Genomic DNA, 13,961 nt, shown 5'->3' with positions numbered 1-13,961 from the left:
TCAGTCGGCGCGCCCCGCGCGGTCCGTGCCCTGGGCGGCCTGCTGGCCCGCGGCACCGGCGGCCGTGGGGAGCGGTCGCGTCGCGCCGACGACCAGCAGGCCGACGACGACGGGCACGGCGATCACGAGGAGCGCCCCGCGGTAGCCGACGTGCTCGGCGAGGAAGCCGATGAGCGGCGGCCCCATGAAGAACGCGGAGTACCCGATCGTCGCGACGACGCTCACGCGCACGGCGGCGCGCGCCGGGTCGTCGGACGCGGCGCTCATCCCCACGGGGAACCCGAGCGCCGCACCCATGCCCCACGCGACGACGCCGACGAGCGCGACCCAGAGGTTCGGGGACAGCGTGAACACGAGCAGACCGAGCAGCGCGAGCGCGGCGCCCAGGCGCAGGACGGCGACGCGGCCGTAGCGGTCGAGCAGGCCCGTCCCGAGCAGGCGCATCCCGGTCATGGCGGTGAGGAACACGGCGAGTCCGACGGCGCCCATCGCGTCGGACGTGCCGAACCCGTCGACGACGGCGAGGCTCACCCAGTCGTTCGCGGCGCCCTCGGTGAGCGCGGCTGCGAGCACGACGAGGCCGATGAGGAGGGTGCGCGGCTCGGTCCACGCGCTGAGGGCCCCGCGCGCGTCCTTGCCCGTCCCGTGCGACGCGCCGCTCCCGGCCGCGGCGGCGGGGTCGGCACCGGCGGCGTCCTCGACGGCGTCGGCGACCGCGTGGTCCACCTGGCCCGCGGGGAGGAAGAACCGCACGGACCACAGGACGCCGACGAGGCTCAGCACGACGGCGGCCGTGAGGTGCGCCTGGACCGGCACGTGGAGCGCGGCCATGAGCGCACCGACGCCGGCGCCGGCCATGGTGCCGAACGAGAACCCGGCGTGGAAGCGCGGCATGATCGCCTTGCCGAGCCGCTGCTCGACGGCGGCGCCCTCGAGGTTCATCGCGGCGTCCCACACGCCGGTGCCGATCCCGGCGAGGAACAGCCCGACGCGCACGACGACGTCCTCCCCCGTCGCGACGCCCGTGACCGCGGTGACGAGACCGACGACGTTGGTCACGGCGAAGACCGTCACGGCCTTCGAGGCACCGAGCCGCTGGACGACCATCCCGGACAGCGGCAGCGCGAGCAGCGACCCGACCGCCATGAAGAGCAGCAGGAGGCCCATCTGCGCCTCGGTGAAGCCGAGCGAGTCCCGCACCGCGGGCAGGCGGGAGGCCCACGTCGCGAAGTTGAACCCGTTGAGGAAGAAGACCGCGAAGACGGACCAGGTGGCGAGGGCGACGACGCGGCGGTCGGGGCGGGCGGTGGTCATGCGGAGGTCTCCTCGCGGCGGTGCGACGGGCGGGTGCGGGGGCGGCGGGACGCGGCCCGGTGGGCGGTGGCGGAGGACCCCGCGCGGACGCTGCGCCACGGGCGGCGACGACGGGCGCCGTCGGCCGGGGCAGGGCCGCCCACGGCGTCCGGGGCGTGCGCGCCGGGGGTCAGGACGTCCACCGGACCATCCTGCACCGCGACGGGTGCGGCGTCGTCGGTGACGAGCGCCGGGCGCGCCGCACGGGCGGCGGCGGTGCCCAGGGGTGCGACCTGGCGCGCGAGGAGGACGCTGAGGACCATCGCGGCGACGATGAGGACGAGCGCGTGGCGCGCGCCCATCGCCTCGGCGGCGAGGCCGAGGAGCGGCGGTGCGGCGAGCGACGCCATCGAGGAGAACGCCGACACGACCGAGACGCGGCTCGCGGCCCGCAGGGGCTCGTCGGACGCCGCGGCGATCCCGACGGGCACCGCGAGCGCGGCGCCGAAGCCCCACAGGACGACCCCGACGGCCGCGAGCGGGAGCGTCGGCGCGAACCCGAACAGCACGAGACCGGCGATCGACGCGACGCCCGACGCGCGGAGCACGGTGACGCGGCCGAACCGGTCGATGAGGCGCGTGCCCGCGAGGCGCATCACGGTCATGGCGGCGACGAACGTGCCGAAGACGACCGCGCCGACGGCCTCGGTCTGGGCGAACCCGTCCACGACGGCGAGAGACAGCCAGTCGTTGGCGGAGCCCTCGGAGAGCGCGGCCGAGAGGATGACGAGCCCGATGAGCAGCGTGCGCGGCTCGCGCCATGCCGACAGCGCGGCGCCGAGCCGGGCACCGCGCCGGGCGAGGCGCGCGCGCAGGCCCGCCGTCTCGACGTCGACGACGGCGTCGCCGAGCGCGTCGACCGGGGCCGGCGCCGCTGTGCCGGGCGCGGGGGTCCGCGTCGGGAGGGTGTCGTGGACCGTGGCGGGGATCGCGGCGAGCCGCCACACGGTGGCCACGACCCCGGTCGCGACGAACTGCACGACGACGGGCACCTCGGCGTGCGCGCACGCCGCGCCGACCAGCGAGCCCACGACGGCGCCGACGGAGAACGCGGCGTGGAACTGGGGCAGGATCGTGCGCCCGACGCGCCGCTCGATGCCCGCGCTCTCCACGTTCATCGGCACGTTGCCGAGCGAGAACGCCATGCCGTTGACGAAGATGCCCGCGGCGAGGAGCGCGACCGACCCGGTCGCAGGGCCGAGCCCGAGCAGGAGGAACGCGACGCCGAACAGGCCCGCCGAGACGGCGAACGCGACCCGGCCGCCGAACCGCGTGACGAAAGGTCCGGCCGCGGTGACCGTGAGGAGCGCCCCGACGGCGCCCGCGAGGAGCACGACGCCCAGGTCTGCGGGGCCGAGGCCGAGTGCGTCGCGCACGGAGGGGAGGCGCGCGAGCCAGCTCGACATCATGACGCCGTTGAGCGCGAACACCCCGAGGAGCACCCAGCGGGCCCTGGCCAGGGCGCGGGCGTCGGACTCGGGGCCGGACGGGAACTGCGCAGCACCTCCTCGAATCGATTCGATCCGACGGACGAGAGTGCGCTTCGAATCGATTCGAGGCATGGTCACCAGTGTGCGGGTACGCTGGCCGCGCGTCAATCGAGAATCCCGCGCCCGCGGGAGGCAGGGAGCGTGATGAGCGACACCCCCGGGAACCGGGAGCCCGCGGCGCCCGCCGCGCCGGCTCACCGGCCCACGCTCGCCAAGGTCGCCGAGCTCGCGGGGGTCTCCGTCTCGACGGCCTCCCTCGCGTTTTCCGGCGCCGGGCCGATCACCCCGGAGACCCGCGCGCGCGTGCTCGACGCCGCGAAGGAGCTCGGGTACACCGGACCGAACCCGCTGGGCCGCCAGCTCCGCTCGGGCCGGTCGGGCGTCGTCGGGGTCGTCGTCGGCGACCAGCTGCGCCGCGCGTTCCGCGACCCCGTCGCCGTCCAGGTGCTCGACGGCCTCGTCTCGACCCTGGGCGAGAACGGCCTCGGCGTGCTGCTCATCCCCGGCATCCCGTCCGACGACCCCGCACGCGCCGTCGACCCGCTCGTCGAGAGCGCGGCCATGGACGTCGCGGTGCTCGTGTGGGGCGTCGGCACGGACGACGCGACGCTCGCCGCGCTCCAGCGGCGCGGCGTGCCCGTCGTCGTCGGCGAGGGCCGCCCCGTCGAGGGCGCCCCGCTCGTCCTCATCCACGACCGCGCGGGCACCGCGGACGCCGTGCGGCACCTGGTCGAGCTCGGGCACACGCGCATCGCCGAGGTCTCGCTCCCCCTCGACACGTCCGACCGCAGCGGACCGCTCGACGCCGCGCGGCTCGCGCAGGTGGACCGGACCCCGACGGCCAACCGCCTCGCGGGCGTGCGCGACGTCGTCGAGCCGGTCGCGAGCTGGGAAACCGAGGCCTCGCTCGTCGAGCACGGCCGCTCCGCCACGCTCGCCCTGCTCGGCCGCCCCGCGGCCGACGGGACGACCGAGCCGGCCGACCCCGCGACCCGGCCGACCGCCGTCATCGCCCACTCCGACCTCCTCGCGGCGGGCGCGCTGCTCGCCGCGCGCGAGCTCGGGCTGCGCGTGCCCGACGACGTCTCGGTCGCGGGGTTCGACGGGCTCGACCTCCCGTGGCTGGCCCCCGACGTGCTGACGAGCGTGCACCAGCCGCTCGCGCGCAAGGGCGCCGAGCTCGGGCTGGCCGTCATCCGTCAGCTCGCGGGCGAGGCGCCCACCACGGTCGAGCTCGACGTCGAGCTCGTGGTGGGGACGACGACGGGCGCCGCCCCCACCACCTGAGCGCCCACGTCAGCCCAGCCGGCCCGGCTGGAGCGGGTTCGCGCGCGCCGCGGCGAGCAGGTACCACGACGTCGCGCCGACGTGCTGGACCTGGAAGTACCCGAACCCGAACCCCGAGTCGAGCAGGCTCGACGCCGCGACGACGCCCGCGCGCTCGGGCAGCGGCGCGCCCCCGATCGTCTGACCGGCGCCGACGCCCTCCTGCACGCCCTGGACCTCCCGCAGCAGGCCCTCGGCGCGGACCCGGTCGTCGTCCCGCTCGCAGCCCCGGCGTCCCCGCCGCCGGTCGTGACGACTCCCCCGCCCGCGTGCCCCGCGGTCCGCGAGCGCCGACGCGAGCTGCGCCGTCCCCTCCAGCCACACGCCCTGCGGGTGCACCGGCAGGTCGTTGTACGAGGCCGTCGACGTGAGGCTCGCGCTCGAGAACGTCACGCCCTCGACGACCGTGCCCGCGGGGAGCTGCGACACCCCCTCGCCCGCGACGTCGCGCGCGGCCAGCGCGTCGTCCGCCCAGTCCAGGGCACGGGCGTAGCGCCGCTCGCGCAGCGCGAGCCAGCCCCACGTCTGCGGGTCGAGCGGGAGCGGGTCCCGGTTGATCTCGGTGCCGTCGTTCGTGCCGGTGTAGAGGTAGCCGCCGTCGGGCTCCCACATGCGGTCGACGAACGCGCGCGCGTGCTCGGCGGCACGGCTCCAGCGCCGGTCGCGCGTCACGGACCCGAGCTGGCGGAAGAACGCGACGCAGTCGACGTTGTGCTCGGTCGAGCCGTTCGGGATCGGGGCGTTGCCGCCGTCCACGCCGAACGAGAACCCGCCGAGGGGCGCCTGCGACCACGTGTGCGCGACGATCCACTCGCCGATCCGCCGGGCGGCGTCGAGGTAGCGTCGCTCGCGCGTCACGGCGTGCAGGTGCAGCAGGGCGATGCCCGGCCACGCCATGTCCCCGACCGCCGTCCCGAGGAAGCCGAACTGCCACCCGACGTTCGCCGTCCCGTCGGGGAGCACGAGCCCGTGCTCCTGCGGCGTGCCGTCGTAGAACGTGTAGGGCCCGACGTTGTACGCCTGCCGGAGCCGGCCGTCGTCGTGGTCGGGGTCGTGCTCGAGCGCGAAGACGAGCCCGTCGCCGAGCGCCCGCGCGCGGTCGAGGTGGCGCTGCCCGGCGGTGAGCGTCGCGAGGATCGCGAGGGCGTTGTCGTAGACGAACGCGGTGGAGAACAGCCCGAGCTGGTCCGCGTAGGACTGCGCGAGCCGCGGGCCGGGGTTCACCTCCGGGTAGGCGTCGGTCGCCGCGGCGAGGAAGCCGTGGGCCCGCTGGACCGACGCCGCGCGGCCCCGCGCCGGGACGCCGGGCGCACCCCGCCCGAGATCGCCTGCGGCGGGCAGCGGACCGGTGCTCGTCGCCGCGGCCGGGGCGGCCGTCAGCCCCGCGAGCGCGAGCGCGCCGCCGAGGGCGAGGACGGTGCGTCGGTCGACGCCGCGAGCGGGACCGGGGTCGTGCGCGGTGAGGTCGGGCCGTGCGGAGCGGCCGTCGTGCTGGGTCATGAGCGTCTCCTTCGACGTCGTGAGTGGCGCGACCCACCATAGTGGGAGCGCTCTCACGACGAAAGGGGTCGCGCGCGAGTCGGGAGCGGGCGCCAGTCCTGCGTCCCTGGCTGCGGTTCATGCCGGGACGAGAGGTGGTCGATGTGGTTCGCCCGGTGCAGGTGGGGACGCGGAACGACGACGAGGGCGCCGCACCCGGCCGGGTGCGGCGCCCTCGTGGCGTCAGGGGCGCGTGGTCGCCCAGGGCGACCGCGGGTCAGAGGCGGACGACGGCCTGCGTCTTGCCGAGCACACGCGCACCCTCGAACGTGACCGTGAGGTCGACGCGGACGGTGCCCGCCTCGGCGTCGATCGCGCCGACGGTGCCCGTCACCTCGAGCGTCGCGACGCCCGGGTTCGGCACGGGCACAGGGCGCGTGAACCGGGTCTGGTAGTCGACGACCGCGCCCGGGTCGCCGGCCCAGTCCTCCACCAGCGCGACGGCGGCACCCATGGTGAACATGCCGTGCGCGATGACGCCCGGCAGGCCGACCTCGGCCGCGAACGCGTCGTTCCAGTGGATGGGGTTGAAGTCGCCGCTCGCACCGGCGTACCGCACGAGGCGGGCGCGGTCGACCTCGACCGTGCGCGTGCCGATCACGTCGCCGACGGCGAGGTCGGCGAGGACGGGACGGGAGACGTCGGTGCTCATGCGCCCTCCCCGCGGACGGCGAGGGTCGAGGTGACGGTCGCGACGGGCTCGGCGCCGGCGTCGGACAGGGCCGCGATCTCGCAGCGCGTGGTGACCATCGCGAGGCCGGCTCGCTCGACGATCGAGTCCACGTGCAGCACGGTCACGAGCTCGTCGCCCGCGACGATCGGCCGGTGGTGCGTGAAGCGCTCGTCCGCGTGGACGACGCGCGAGAAGTCGATGCCCGCCTCCGGGTCCTCGATGAGCTGCCCCTCCGCCCGCTGGGCGACGACGACCGCGAAGGTCGGAGGTGCGACGAGGTCCGGATAGCCAGCACCCCGCGCCGCCACGAGGTCGTGGTGCACGGGGTGGGTGGCGCCGACGGCGCCCGCGAACTCGCGCAGCTTCTCGCGCCCCACCGAGTACGGCGCGTTGGCGGGGTACTCGCGGCCAACGTAGGCCAGGTTGACGCTCACTGCGGGTCGCGGGTGCGGAGCCGGAGGCTCAGCGGGTCTCGCGGTGCGCGGTGTGCTTGCCGCAGCGCGGGCAGAACTTCGCGAGCTCCAGGCGGTCCGGGTCGTTGCGACGGTTCTTCTTCGTGATGTAGTTGCGCTCCTTGCAGTCCACGCAGGCCAGCGTGATCTTGGGGCGAACGTCAGCGCTCTTGCTTGCCACGGTAGTGAGCCACCTCTCGCGCCTCCGGAGGGCGCATGTGCTGTGCAGGTCGCACGACGCCGGCCGCCGTACGAGGTTGTCGAAAGTGGTAGCGGAGGCGGGGATCGAACCCGCGACCTCACGATTATGAGTCGTGCGCTCTAACCATCTGAGCTACCCCGCCGCGTGACTGAACGCGAGGTCGCCTTGCAGTATTCCAGCAAGACGACCCCGCGTCACCACAGAGCCCCGAAAGGGAATCGAACCCTTGACCTTCTCCTTACCATGGAGACGCTCTGCCGACTGAGCTATCGGGGCAGCGCGGAAAACTCTACACGGAACATGGCGCCGAGAGAAATCGGCGTCGTTCCGCCGTTTCCGGGCCGTCGGACCGTGCCCGGGACGCGCTCGCGGGGCACGCCCCACGCACCGGACCGGCACGACGACGGGGCGCCACCCGTGGGTGACGCCCCGTCGCTCCGGTGGCAGGTGAGGGATTCGAACCCCCGAAGGCTGAGCCGTCTGATTTACAGTCAGATCCCTTTGGCCGCTCGGGCAACCTGCCGTGTGGAGTTGTCGCTCGCCGGTGGTCGCTGCACCAGGTGCAGCCCCTGCCGTGCGGGCGAGCCAACGATACAGCCCGAGCGGACCAGGTGCGAAATCCGCGTGTGGGCGCCCCTCCGTACAGTGGTGCGGTGACCCACCCCTCCCCCGCGCCGGACCACCTCCCCGGCACCGGGACGCCCGCGCCCCCCGACGCCCCGTCCGTCCCCGCCGCACCGTCCGACGCCTCGGCACCCGCGCCGTCGGGCACGGGCCGCGGCGCACCCGCCCCGACGGACCGCTGGGGCCTGCTGCTCGGTGCCGGCGCGTTCTTCCTCTGGGGCGCGATGCCCCTGTACTTCCCGCTCCTGGAGCCGGCCGCACCGCTCGAGATCATCGCCCACCGCGTCGTGTGGAGCCTGCTCTTCTGCCTCGTGCTGCTCGCCGCGACGCGCCAGCTCGGGGGCTTCGTCGCCGCCCTCCGGTCGCCCCGCACGCTCGGGACGCTCGCCGTCGCCGCCGTCCTCATCGTGACGAACTGGACGGTCTACGTGTACGGCGTCCTCTCCGGCCACGTGCTGGACGCCGCGCTCGGGTACTTCATCAACCCGCTCGTCACCGTGCTCCTCGCTGTGGCCGTCCTGCGCGAACGGCTGCGGCCCGCGCAGTGGGTCGCGGTCGGCGTCGGCGCGGCCGCCGTCGTCGTCATCAGCACCGGTGCCGGCGGCCTGCCGTGGATCGCGCTCGTCCTCGCCGGCTCGTTCGGCCTCTACGGCCTGGTGAAGAACCGGGTGGGCCGCACCGTCGAGGCGCTCCCGGGGCTCGCCGTCGAGACGGCGGTGCTCACGCCCGTCGCGCTCGTCTACCTCGGGTGGCTGGGCGCCACGGGCGCCGGCACGTTCGGCACCGAGGGCGTCGGGCACGCGCTGCTGCTCGCCTCCGCCGGGATCGTCACGGCCCTGCCGCTGCTGCTGTTCAGCGCGGCCGCCCGGCGGCTGCCGCTGAGCGTCGTCGGCCTCCTGCAGTACCTGGGCCCGGCGCTGCAGTTCCTGTTCGGCCTGCTCGTGTTCCACGAGCCCATGTCGCCCACGCGGTGGGCGGGCTTCGGGCTCGTCTGGCTCGCGCTCGTCGTGCTGTCGGTCGACGGTCTGCGCACCGCCCGGGCGACGCGCCTCGCGGCCCGTCGCTGAGCACGCTCGACTACGGTGGGACCCAGCACCGTTCCCGGCCCGAGAGAGGACCACCCATGGCCGACTCGTCGTTCGACATCGTCAGCAAGGTCGACCGCCAGGAGGTCGACAACGCGCTGAACCAGGCCGCCAAGGAGGTCTCGCAGCGCTACGACTTCCGCAACGTCGGCGCGTCCATCGCCTGGAGCGGCGAGACGATCGTCATGGTCGCCAACTCGGCCGAGCGCGTGCTCGCGATCCTCGACGTGTTCGAGACCAAGCTCATCAAGCGCGGCATCTCGCTCAAGTCCCTCGACACGGGCGACAAGGAGCCCAAGGCGTCGGGCAAGGAGTACCGCCTCGTCGCGACCCTCAAGGAGGGCCTGTCGAGCGAGAACGCGAAGAAGATCACCAAGATCATCCGCGACGAGGGCCCCAAGGCCGTGAAGACCCAGATCACGGGCGACGAGGTGCGCGTGACGAGCAAGTCGCGCGACGACCTCCAGACCGTCATCGCGCTGCTCAAGGGCGCCGACCTCGACGTCGCGCTGCAGTTCGTCAACTACCGGTAGCTCGCCATGACCCTGCCCGACGGCGGCCCGCGCCCGGTCGCGCCGGGCCGTCCCGCCGCGTCGTCGAGCGGGCTCCCGCGCGTCGTCGCGACGGACCTCGACGGCACGCTCCTGCGTTCCGACGGCACCGTCTCGGAGCGCACCCGCTCCGCCCTGCGCGCGGCCGAGCACGCGGGCGTCGAGGTGGTGTTCGTCACCGCCCGGCCGCCGCGCTGGCTCGGCGCGCTGGCCGACGTCGTGGGCGGGCACGGGCACGTCATCTGCCTCGGCGGGGCCGCCGTCTGGGACCTCGCGACCGCGAGCCCGCTCGACGTGGTCGGGTTCGCGGACGGCCACGCGGCAGCGCTCGTCGCGGACCTGCGCACCGCCGTCCCGGGTATCGCCCTCGCGTTCGAGCGCGTCGACGGCCCCACGTTCGACCCGGGCTTCCGCTCAACGCCGGACGACGATGCCGACGTCGTCGCCGTGGTCGAGTCGACGCTCGACCCCGGCGCCGCGCCGGGCGGCTCGACGCGGCAGCCGGGCGGCGCGACGCGGCAGCCGGTCGGCAAGATCCTCGCGCGCGACCCCGCCGTGCCCGTCGAGGACTCCCCCGCGACGCAGCCGGTCGTCGTCGCGGACGGGCAGACGACGGCGCAGGAGACGTTCTTCGCGCGCGTGCGCGCCGCCGTCGGGGACCGCGCCCACCTCGCCTACTCCGGCGCGGCGGGGCTCGCCGAGCTGCTCGCCCCCACGGTCACCAAGGACGCCGCGCTCGCGCGCTGGTGCGCGCGCCTGGGCGTCGATCCGCGCGACGTCTGGGCGTTCGGCGACATGCCCAACGACCTGCCCATGCTGCGCTGGGCGGGGCGCTCGTTCGCCGTCGCGAACGCGCACCCCGACGTGCTCGCGGCGGCGACCGACCGCACGGGCTCGAACGACGACGACGGCGTCGCGCGCGTCCTGCTCGACGCCGTCGAGGCCCTGCGCCGCGCGCCGAGGAGGACGTCGACGGCCCGCTGAGCACGGCCACCGGGCTCCAGGCCCCGCACTCCGGTGCGCGCCGGTCAGTGGTAGGTGATGCCGCCGTAGCCCGGGCCGTGGCCGGCCATCGCCTCGAGGCGCTTGATGCGCTCCGCCATCGGCGGGTGGGTCGCGAACATCTTGCCGACGCCCGCGCCGCGGAACGGGTTGGCGATCATGAGGTGCGAGACGTCGACGAGGTCGCGGTTCTGGGGCAGCGGGGCGCGCTGCGTCCCGGCGTCGAGCTTGCGCAGCGCGGACGCGAGCGCGAGGGGGTCGCCGGTGAGCTTCGCGCCGTCCTCGTCCGCGTCGTACTCGCGCGTGCGCGAGATCGCGAGCTGCACGAGCATCGCCGCGATCGGCGCCAGGACCACCATGGCGATCGCCGCGAGCGGGTTGCCGCCGCGGTCGCGGTCGCCGCCGAAGATCAGCAGGAACTGCGCGAGCGACGTGATGACCCCGGCGAGAGCGCCCGCGACCGACGACGTGAGGATGTCGCGGTTGTACACGTGCATGAGCTCGTGCCCGAGGACACCGCGCAGCTCGCGCTCGTCGAGGAGGCGCAGGATGCCCTCGGTGCAGCACACGGCCGCGTTCTTCGGGTTGCGACCCGTCGCGAACGCGTTGGGCGCCTGGGTGGGCGAGACGTACAGGCGCGGCATCGGCTGGCGCGCCTCGGTCGAGAGCTCGCGCACGATGCGGTACATGGCGGGCTGCTCGAGCTCGCTCACCGGGCGCGCGTGCATCGCGCGGATGGCGATCTTGTCGGAGTTCCAGTAGCCGTAGAACGTCGTGACGAGGCCGATGCCGACGAACACCCACAGCAGGTTCGCGCGCGCGCCGAACAGGGCCCACAGGCCCAGGACGATGGCCCACATGACGCCGAACAGGCCTGCCGTCTTGAGACCGTTGAAGTGCTGACGCCCCACGCTGTGCTCCCTTCCGCGCCCCGGGCCCGCCCGCGCGGTGTGCCGGGCGCCCGACGGGCGCCGACCCTGCCGACGCCCACCTGGATGAACGCCCGAGGCGACCGTCCCGTTCCCGGGCGGGGCGACGGCGTCGGACACCGGGGCGACGGCGACCCCTGGAGGGCCCAGGGACGACGACGGCGCCCCACCCGGGTGCGGGTGGGGCGCCGTCGGGCGTGCGGCCGGGGCCGGGTCAGCCGGCCTGCGACTGTCCGCGCGCGACACGGATCATGTCCTCGCGCGGCACGACCTTGATGCGCTCGCGCCCGTGCGGCTCGCCGAGCGAGCGCTCGTAGGCGTCCAGGAGCTCCCAGCCCGACCACTCGATCGGGTCGACGCCGCGCTCGCGCAGGAAGTCCAGGACGGCCTCGGGCTCGCCGAGCGGCGCGACGCGGCCCGCCGTGAGGTCGGCCGCCGCGACGTCGCCGCCGTCACCCGCGCCCGTGACGTCCTCGACGAGGTGCCGGACGGTCTCGGACGCGTCGGACTTCGTGTGCCCGATGAGGCCCACGGGGCCGCGCTTGATCCATCCCGTCGCGTAGACGCCGGGGAGGTGCTCGCCGTCGATGTCGACGACGCGGCCCTCGCGGTTGGGGATGACGCCCTTGAGCTCGTCGAAGGGGATCTCCGGGAGCGGCGAGCCGAAGTAGCCGACCGCGCGGTACACGGCCTGGACGGGCCACTCGTGGAACTCGCCGGTCCCGGAGACCGTGCCGTCGCCGTTGAGGCGCGTGCGCTCGGTCCGCAGCGCCTCGACCTTGCCGTCGCCGAGGACGGCCGACGGCGCGTGGAGGAAGTGCAGGTGCAGACGGCGCGACGCCGTGTTCTCGCTCGGGTCCTTGAGCGTCCAGTCGGTGAGGGTCTTGACGACCTGCTTCGTCTGGTTCGAGGAGCTGATGGCGGCCATCGAGCCCTCGTCGAACTCGAAGTCCTCGGGGTAGACGATGACGTCGACGTCCGGGACGTGGCCCAGCTCGCGCAGCTCGAGCGGCGAGAACTTGGCCTGCGCCGGGCCGCGGCGGGCGAAGACGTGCACGTCGGTGACCGGCGACGCCTTGAGCGCCTCGTAGACGTTCTGCGGGACCTCGGTCGGCAGCAGGTCGTCCGCGTGCTTCGCGAGCACGCGGGCGACGTCGAGCGCGACGTTACCAGCACCGAGGACCGCGACCTGCTCGGCCTCGAGCGGCCACGTGCGCGGGACGTCGGGGTGGCCGTCGTACCAGGACACGAAGTCCGCCGCGCCGTAGGAGCCCGGGAGGTCGATGCCCTCGATCGGGAGCGCCGCGTCGCGGATCGAGCCGGTCGAGAAGATCACCGCGTCGTAGTACTGGCGCAGGTCGTCCAGCTTGAGGTCGACGCCGTAGTCCACGTTCGCGAGCAGGCGGATGTCGCCGCGGCTCAGCACCTTGTGGAGCGCGACGATGATCTGCTTGATGCGCGGGTGGTCCGGCGCGACGCCGTAGCGCACGAGGCCGAACGGCGCGGGCAGGCGCTCGAACAGGTCGATGCTCACGTCGAGGTCGGTCTTGGACAGGATGTCCGCGGCGTAGATCCCGGCGGGACCAGCGCCGACGATCGCGACGCGCAGTGGACGGATGCTGCTCACAGGACAGGGCGCCTTCCGGTCGAGGACGGGGGTCTCTCCCGCGCGGCCGACGGGCCGTTCCGCGTCGACCGGTGGGTACCGGCCGCAGGAGACCTCTCGATTGTACGACTGGGGTGAGGGTTGCCTCACTCGGGCCCTCTCCTCCGTGACCAGCCTGACACCGGTCTCGCCTGCTGGATACCCCGTCTTGCGGTCCGGGCGAATGTAACGCCGGGGGTCAGCGGTCGACGCGGAGGCTCTCCTGGACCGCGCGGATCTCCGCCGCGGCCCACGGGTGCTGGGTCAGCGTGCACGTCCCGGTCGTCTGCACGAGGTCGGCCACGGGGCCGCGCGGGACCACGACCGTGCGCACCGCCTGCACGAGGACAATGCCCCCGCCCCCCTTGAACGACGCCTCCAACCAGCGCCCCGGCAGGCCGTCGACGTCCACCTCGCCGCCGTCGAGCTCGCGCAGGCGCGGCATCGGCCGGAGCTTGCGGAGCACCTCGGCGTGCGCGTCGTCGAGCGTCTGCTCCGCCCGGATCCGCGACACCGTGACGATGACGTTCGGGTTGAACTCCCCCGGGTCGACCTCGCGGCCGAGCGCGAGCGGCAGGCCCACGTGCGGGAGCGGGACCCACCTCTCCGGCGCGACCACGCGCACCCCTACGGGCGCGGGGAAGTCGTCGCTCGGGTAGCGCAGCTCGGTCATGCGTCAGGTCCTCTCGTCGGGGGCGGGCGCCACGGGGCGCGTCAGCAGTCTCGCACCCGACGCCGGACGCGTGTACGCCGAGGGCGCGGGACCCTCTCGGGGTCCCGCGCCCTCGGCGGAGCTCAGCCGGATCAGCTGTTCGAAGCCTGCTCCTGCTGCTGCGCGTTCTGCGTGGCCTTCTGGCCCGCGTCCGTCAGCGTCTGCGCGACGTTGTTCAGCTGCGTCTGCGCGGCCGGCCAGTCGCTGCCCTTGAACTGCTGGGCGTCGGGGCCCTCCCACGGCACGCTCTGGATCTGGGAGTTCAGGTTCTGCATCGTCGTCCGGATCTCGTCCGCCTTCTGCTGCAGCGTCTGACCGAGCCCACGGAGCTCCTCGACGTTCGCGCCCCACATGCCACCAGCCATGGTGTTCTCCTTC

The 13,961-nt window shown here is 74.4% G+C and carries 14 protein-coding genes and 3 tRNA genes; 4 read left to right on the top strand and 13 right to left on the bottom strand.

Annotation, left to right across the window (positions count from 1 at the left end; translation table 11 throughout):
• Together HKK73_RS04870 and HKK73_RS04865 are read right to left on the bottom strand one after the other, a co-directional pair.
• Nucleotides 1-1,314 carry an MFS transporter gene (locus HKK73_RS04870; protein WP_171467562.1) on the bottom strand — a complete coding sequence of 438 codons (1,314 nt, stop codon included), beginning with the start codon at nt 1,312-1,314 and terminating at the stop codon, nt 1-3.
• Entirely contained in the window at nt 1,311-2,915 is a 1,605-nt protein-coding gene (locus HKK73_RS04865; RefSeq protein WP_171467561.1) for an MFS transporter, read from the bottom strand. Before HKK73_RS04865 ends, HKK73_RS04870 begins: the two co-directional genes overlap by 4 nt.
• 72 nt (nt 2,916-2,987) lie before the next feature.
• On the opposite strand from HKK73_RS04865, the gene HKK73_RS04860 reads away from it, so the two are divergent.
• Entirely contained in the window at nt 2,988-4,130 is a 1,143-nt protein-coding gene (locus HKK73_RS04860; RefSeq protein ID WP_171467560.1) for a LacI family DNA-binding transcriptional regulator, read from the top strand.
• Nucleotides 4,131-4,139: 9 nt separating this feature from the next.
• Here the strand turns inward: HKK73_RS04860 and HKK73_RS04855 are convergent, their stop codons facing one another.
• From HKK73_RS04855 to HKK73_RS04825, 7 genes are all read right to left on the bottom strand, one after another.
• Nucleotides 4,140-5,669 carry a Tat pathway signal sequence domain protein gene (locus tag HKK73_RS04855; RefSeq protein WP_171467559.1) on the bottom strand — a complete coding sequence of 510 codons (1,530 nt, stop codon included), beginning with the start codon at nt 5,667-5,669 and terminating at the stop codon, nt 4,140-4,142.
• 256 nt (nt 5,670-5,925) lie between these two features.
• Nucleotides 5,926-6,360 carry a MaoC family dehydratase gene (locus tag HKK73_RS04850; protein ID WP_171467558.1) on the bottom strand — a complete coding sequence of 145 codons (435 nt, stop codon included), beginning with the start codon at nt 6,358-6,360 and terminating at the stop codon, nt 5,926-5,928.
• Entirely contained in the window at nt 6,357-6,815 is a 459-nt protein-coding gene (locus tag HKK73_RS04845; protein ID WP_076405063.1) for a MaoC family dehydratase N-terminal domain-containing protein, read from the bottom strand. The genes HKK73_RS04850 and HKK73_RS04845 overlap by 4 nt, the downstream gene beginning before the upstream one ends.
• A 28-nt stretch (nt 6,816-6,843) precedes the next feature.
• Entirely contained in the window at nt 6,844-7,014 is a 171-nt protein-coding gene (gene rpmG / locus HKK73_RS04840; protein ID WP_021482899.1) for a 50S ribosomal protein L33, read from the bottom strand.
• A gap of 86 nt (nt 7,015-7,100) precedes the next feature.
• Nucleotides 7,101-7,177, bottom strand: a tRNA-Met gene (locus tag HKK73_RS04835).
• A gap of 61 nt (nt 7,178-7,238) precedes the next feature.
• Nucleotides 7,239-7,311, bottom strand: a tRNA-Thr gene (locus HKK73_RS04830).
• Between the two features lie 165 nt (nt 7,312-7,476).
• Nucleotides 7,477-7,558: transfer RNA gene (locus tag HKK73_RS04825), tRNA-Tyr, on the bottom strand.
• A gap of 130 nt (nt 7,559-7,688) precedes the next feature.
• On the opposite strand from HKK73_RS04825, the gene rarD reads away from it, so the two are divergent.
• From rarD to HKK73_RS04810, 3 genes are read left to right on the top strand one after another with little or no spacing between them, the layout of a single operon-like run.
• Entirely contained in the window at nt 7,689-8,726 is a 1,038-nt protein-coding gene (gene rarD / locus HKK73_RS04820) for an EamA family transporter RarD (protein WP_081599951.1), read from the top strand.
• A 56-nt stretch (nt 8,727-8,782) separates the two neighbouring features.
• Complete coding sequence (locus tag HKK73_RS04815; RefSeq protein ID WP_144680650.1) at nt 8,783-9,277, top strand: YajQ family cyclic di-GMP-binding protein; 495 nt, start codon at nt 8,783-8,785, stop codon at nt 9,275-9,277.
• A 6-nt stretch (nt 9,278-9,283) separates the two neighbouring features.
• Nucleotides 9,284-10,279 carry an HAD family hydrolase gene (locus tag HKK73_RS04810; RefSeq protein ID WP_171467557.1) on the top strand — a complete coding sequence of 332 codons (996 nt, stop codon included), beginning with the start codon at nt 9,284-9,286 and terminating at the stop codon, nt 10,277-10,279.
• A 44-nt stretch (nt 10,280-10,323) separates the two neighbouring features.
• On the opposite strand, the gene htpX is transcribed toward HKK73_RS04810, so the two are convergent.
• From htpX to HKK73_RS04790, 4 genes are all read right to left on the bottom strand, one after another.
• Entirely contained in the window at nt 10,324-11,208 is an 885-nt protein-coding gene (gene htpX / locus HKK73_RS04805) for a zinc metalloprotease HtpX (RefSeq protein WP_021483666.1), read from the bottom strand.
• A 232-nt stretch (nt 11,209-11,440) separates the two neighbouring features.
• The gene (locus HKK73_RS04800) at nt 11,441-12,853 is read right to left on the bottom strand and encodes an FAD-dependent oxidoreductase (RefSeq protein WP_085388419.1); all 1,413 of its coding nucleotides are present in this window, start codon (nt 12,851-12,853) and stop codon (nt 11,441-11,443) included.
• Between the two features lie 217 nt (nt 12,854-13,070).
• The gene (locus HKK73_RS04795) at nt 13,071-13,544 is read right to left on the bottom strand and encodes an LpqN/LpqT family lipoprotein (protein ID WP_085388420.1); all 474 of its coding nucleotides are present in this window, start codon (nt 13,542-13,544) and stop codon (nt 13,071-13,073) included.
• Between the two features lie 131 nt (nt 13,545-13,675).
• On the bottom strand, nt 13,676-13,948 hold the full coding sequence (locus HKK73_RS04790; RefSeq protein WP_021482523.1) for a WXG100 family type VII secretion target: 273 nt from the start codon (nt 13,946-13,948) through the stop codon (nt 13,676-13,678).
• Nucleotides 13,949-13,961 lie beyond the last annotated feature (13 nt).

It is taken from the genome of Cellulosimicrobium sp. 72-3, from assembly GCF_013127315.1.
GTDB lineage: Bacteria > Actinomycetota > Actinomycetes > Actinomycetales > Cellulomonadaceae > Cellulosimicrobium > Cellulosimicrobium funkei.
The sequence above is the reverse complement of the archived record's forward strand: the minus strand, read 5'-3'. Positions and strand labels throughout refer to the sequence as shown.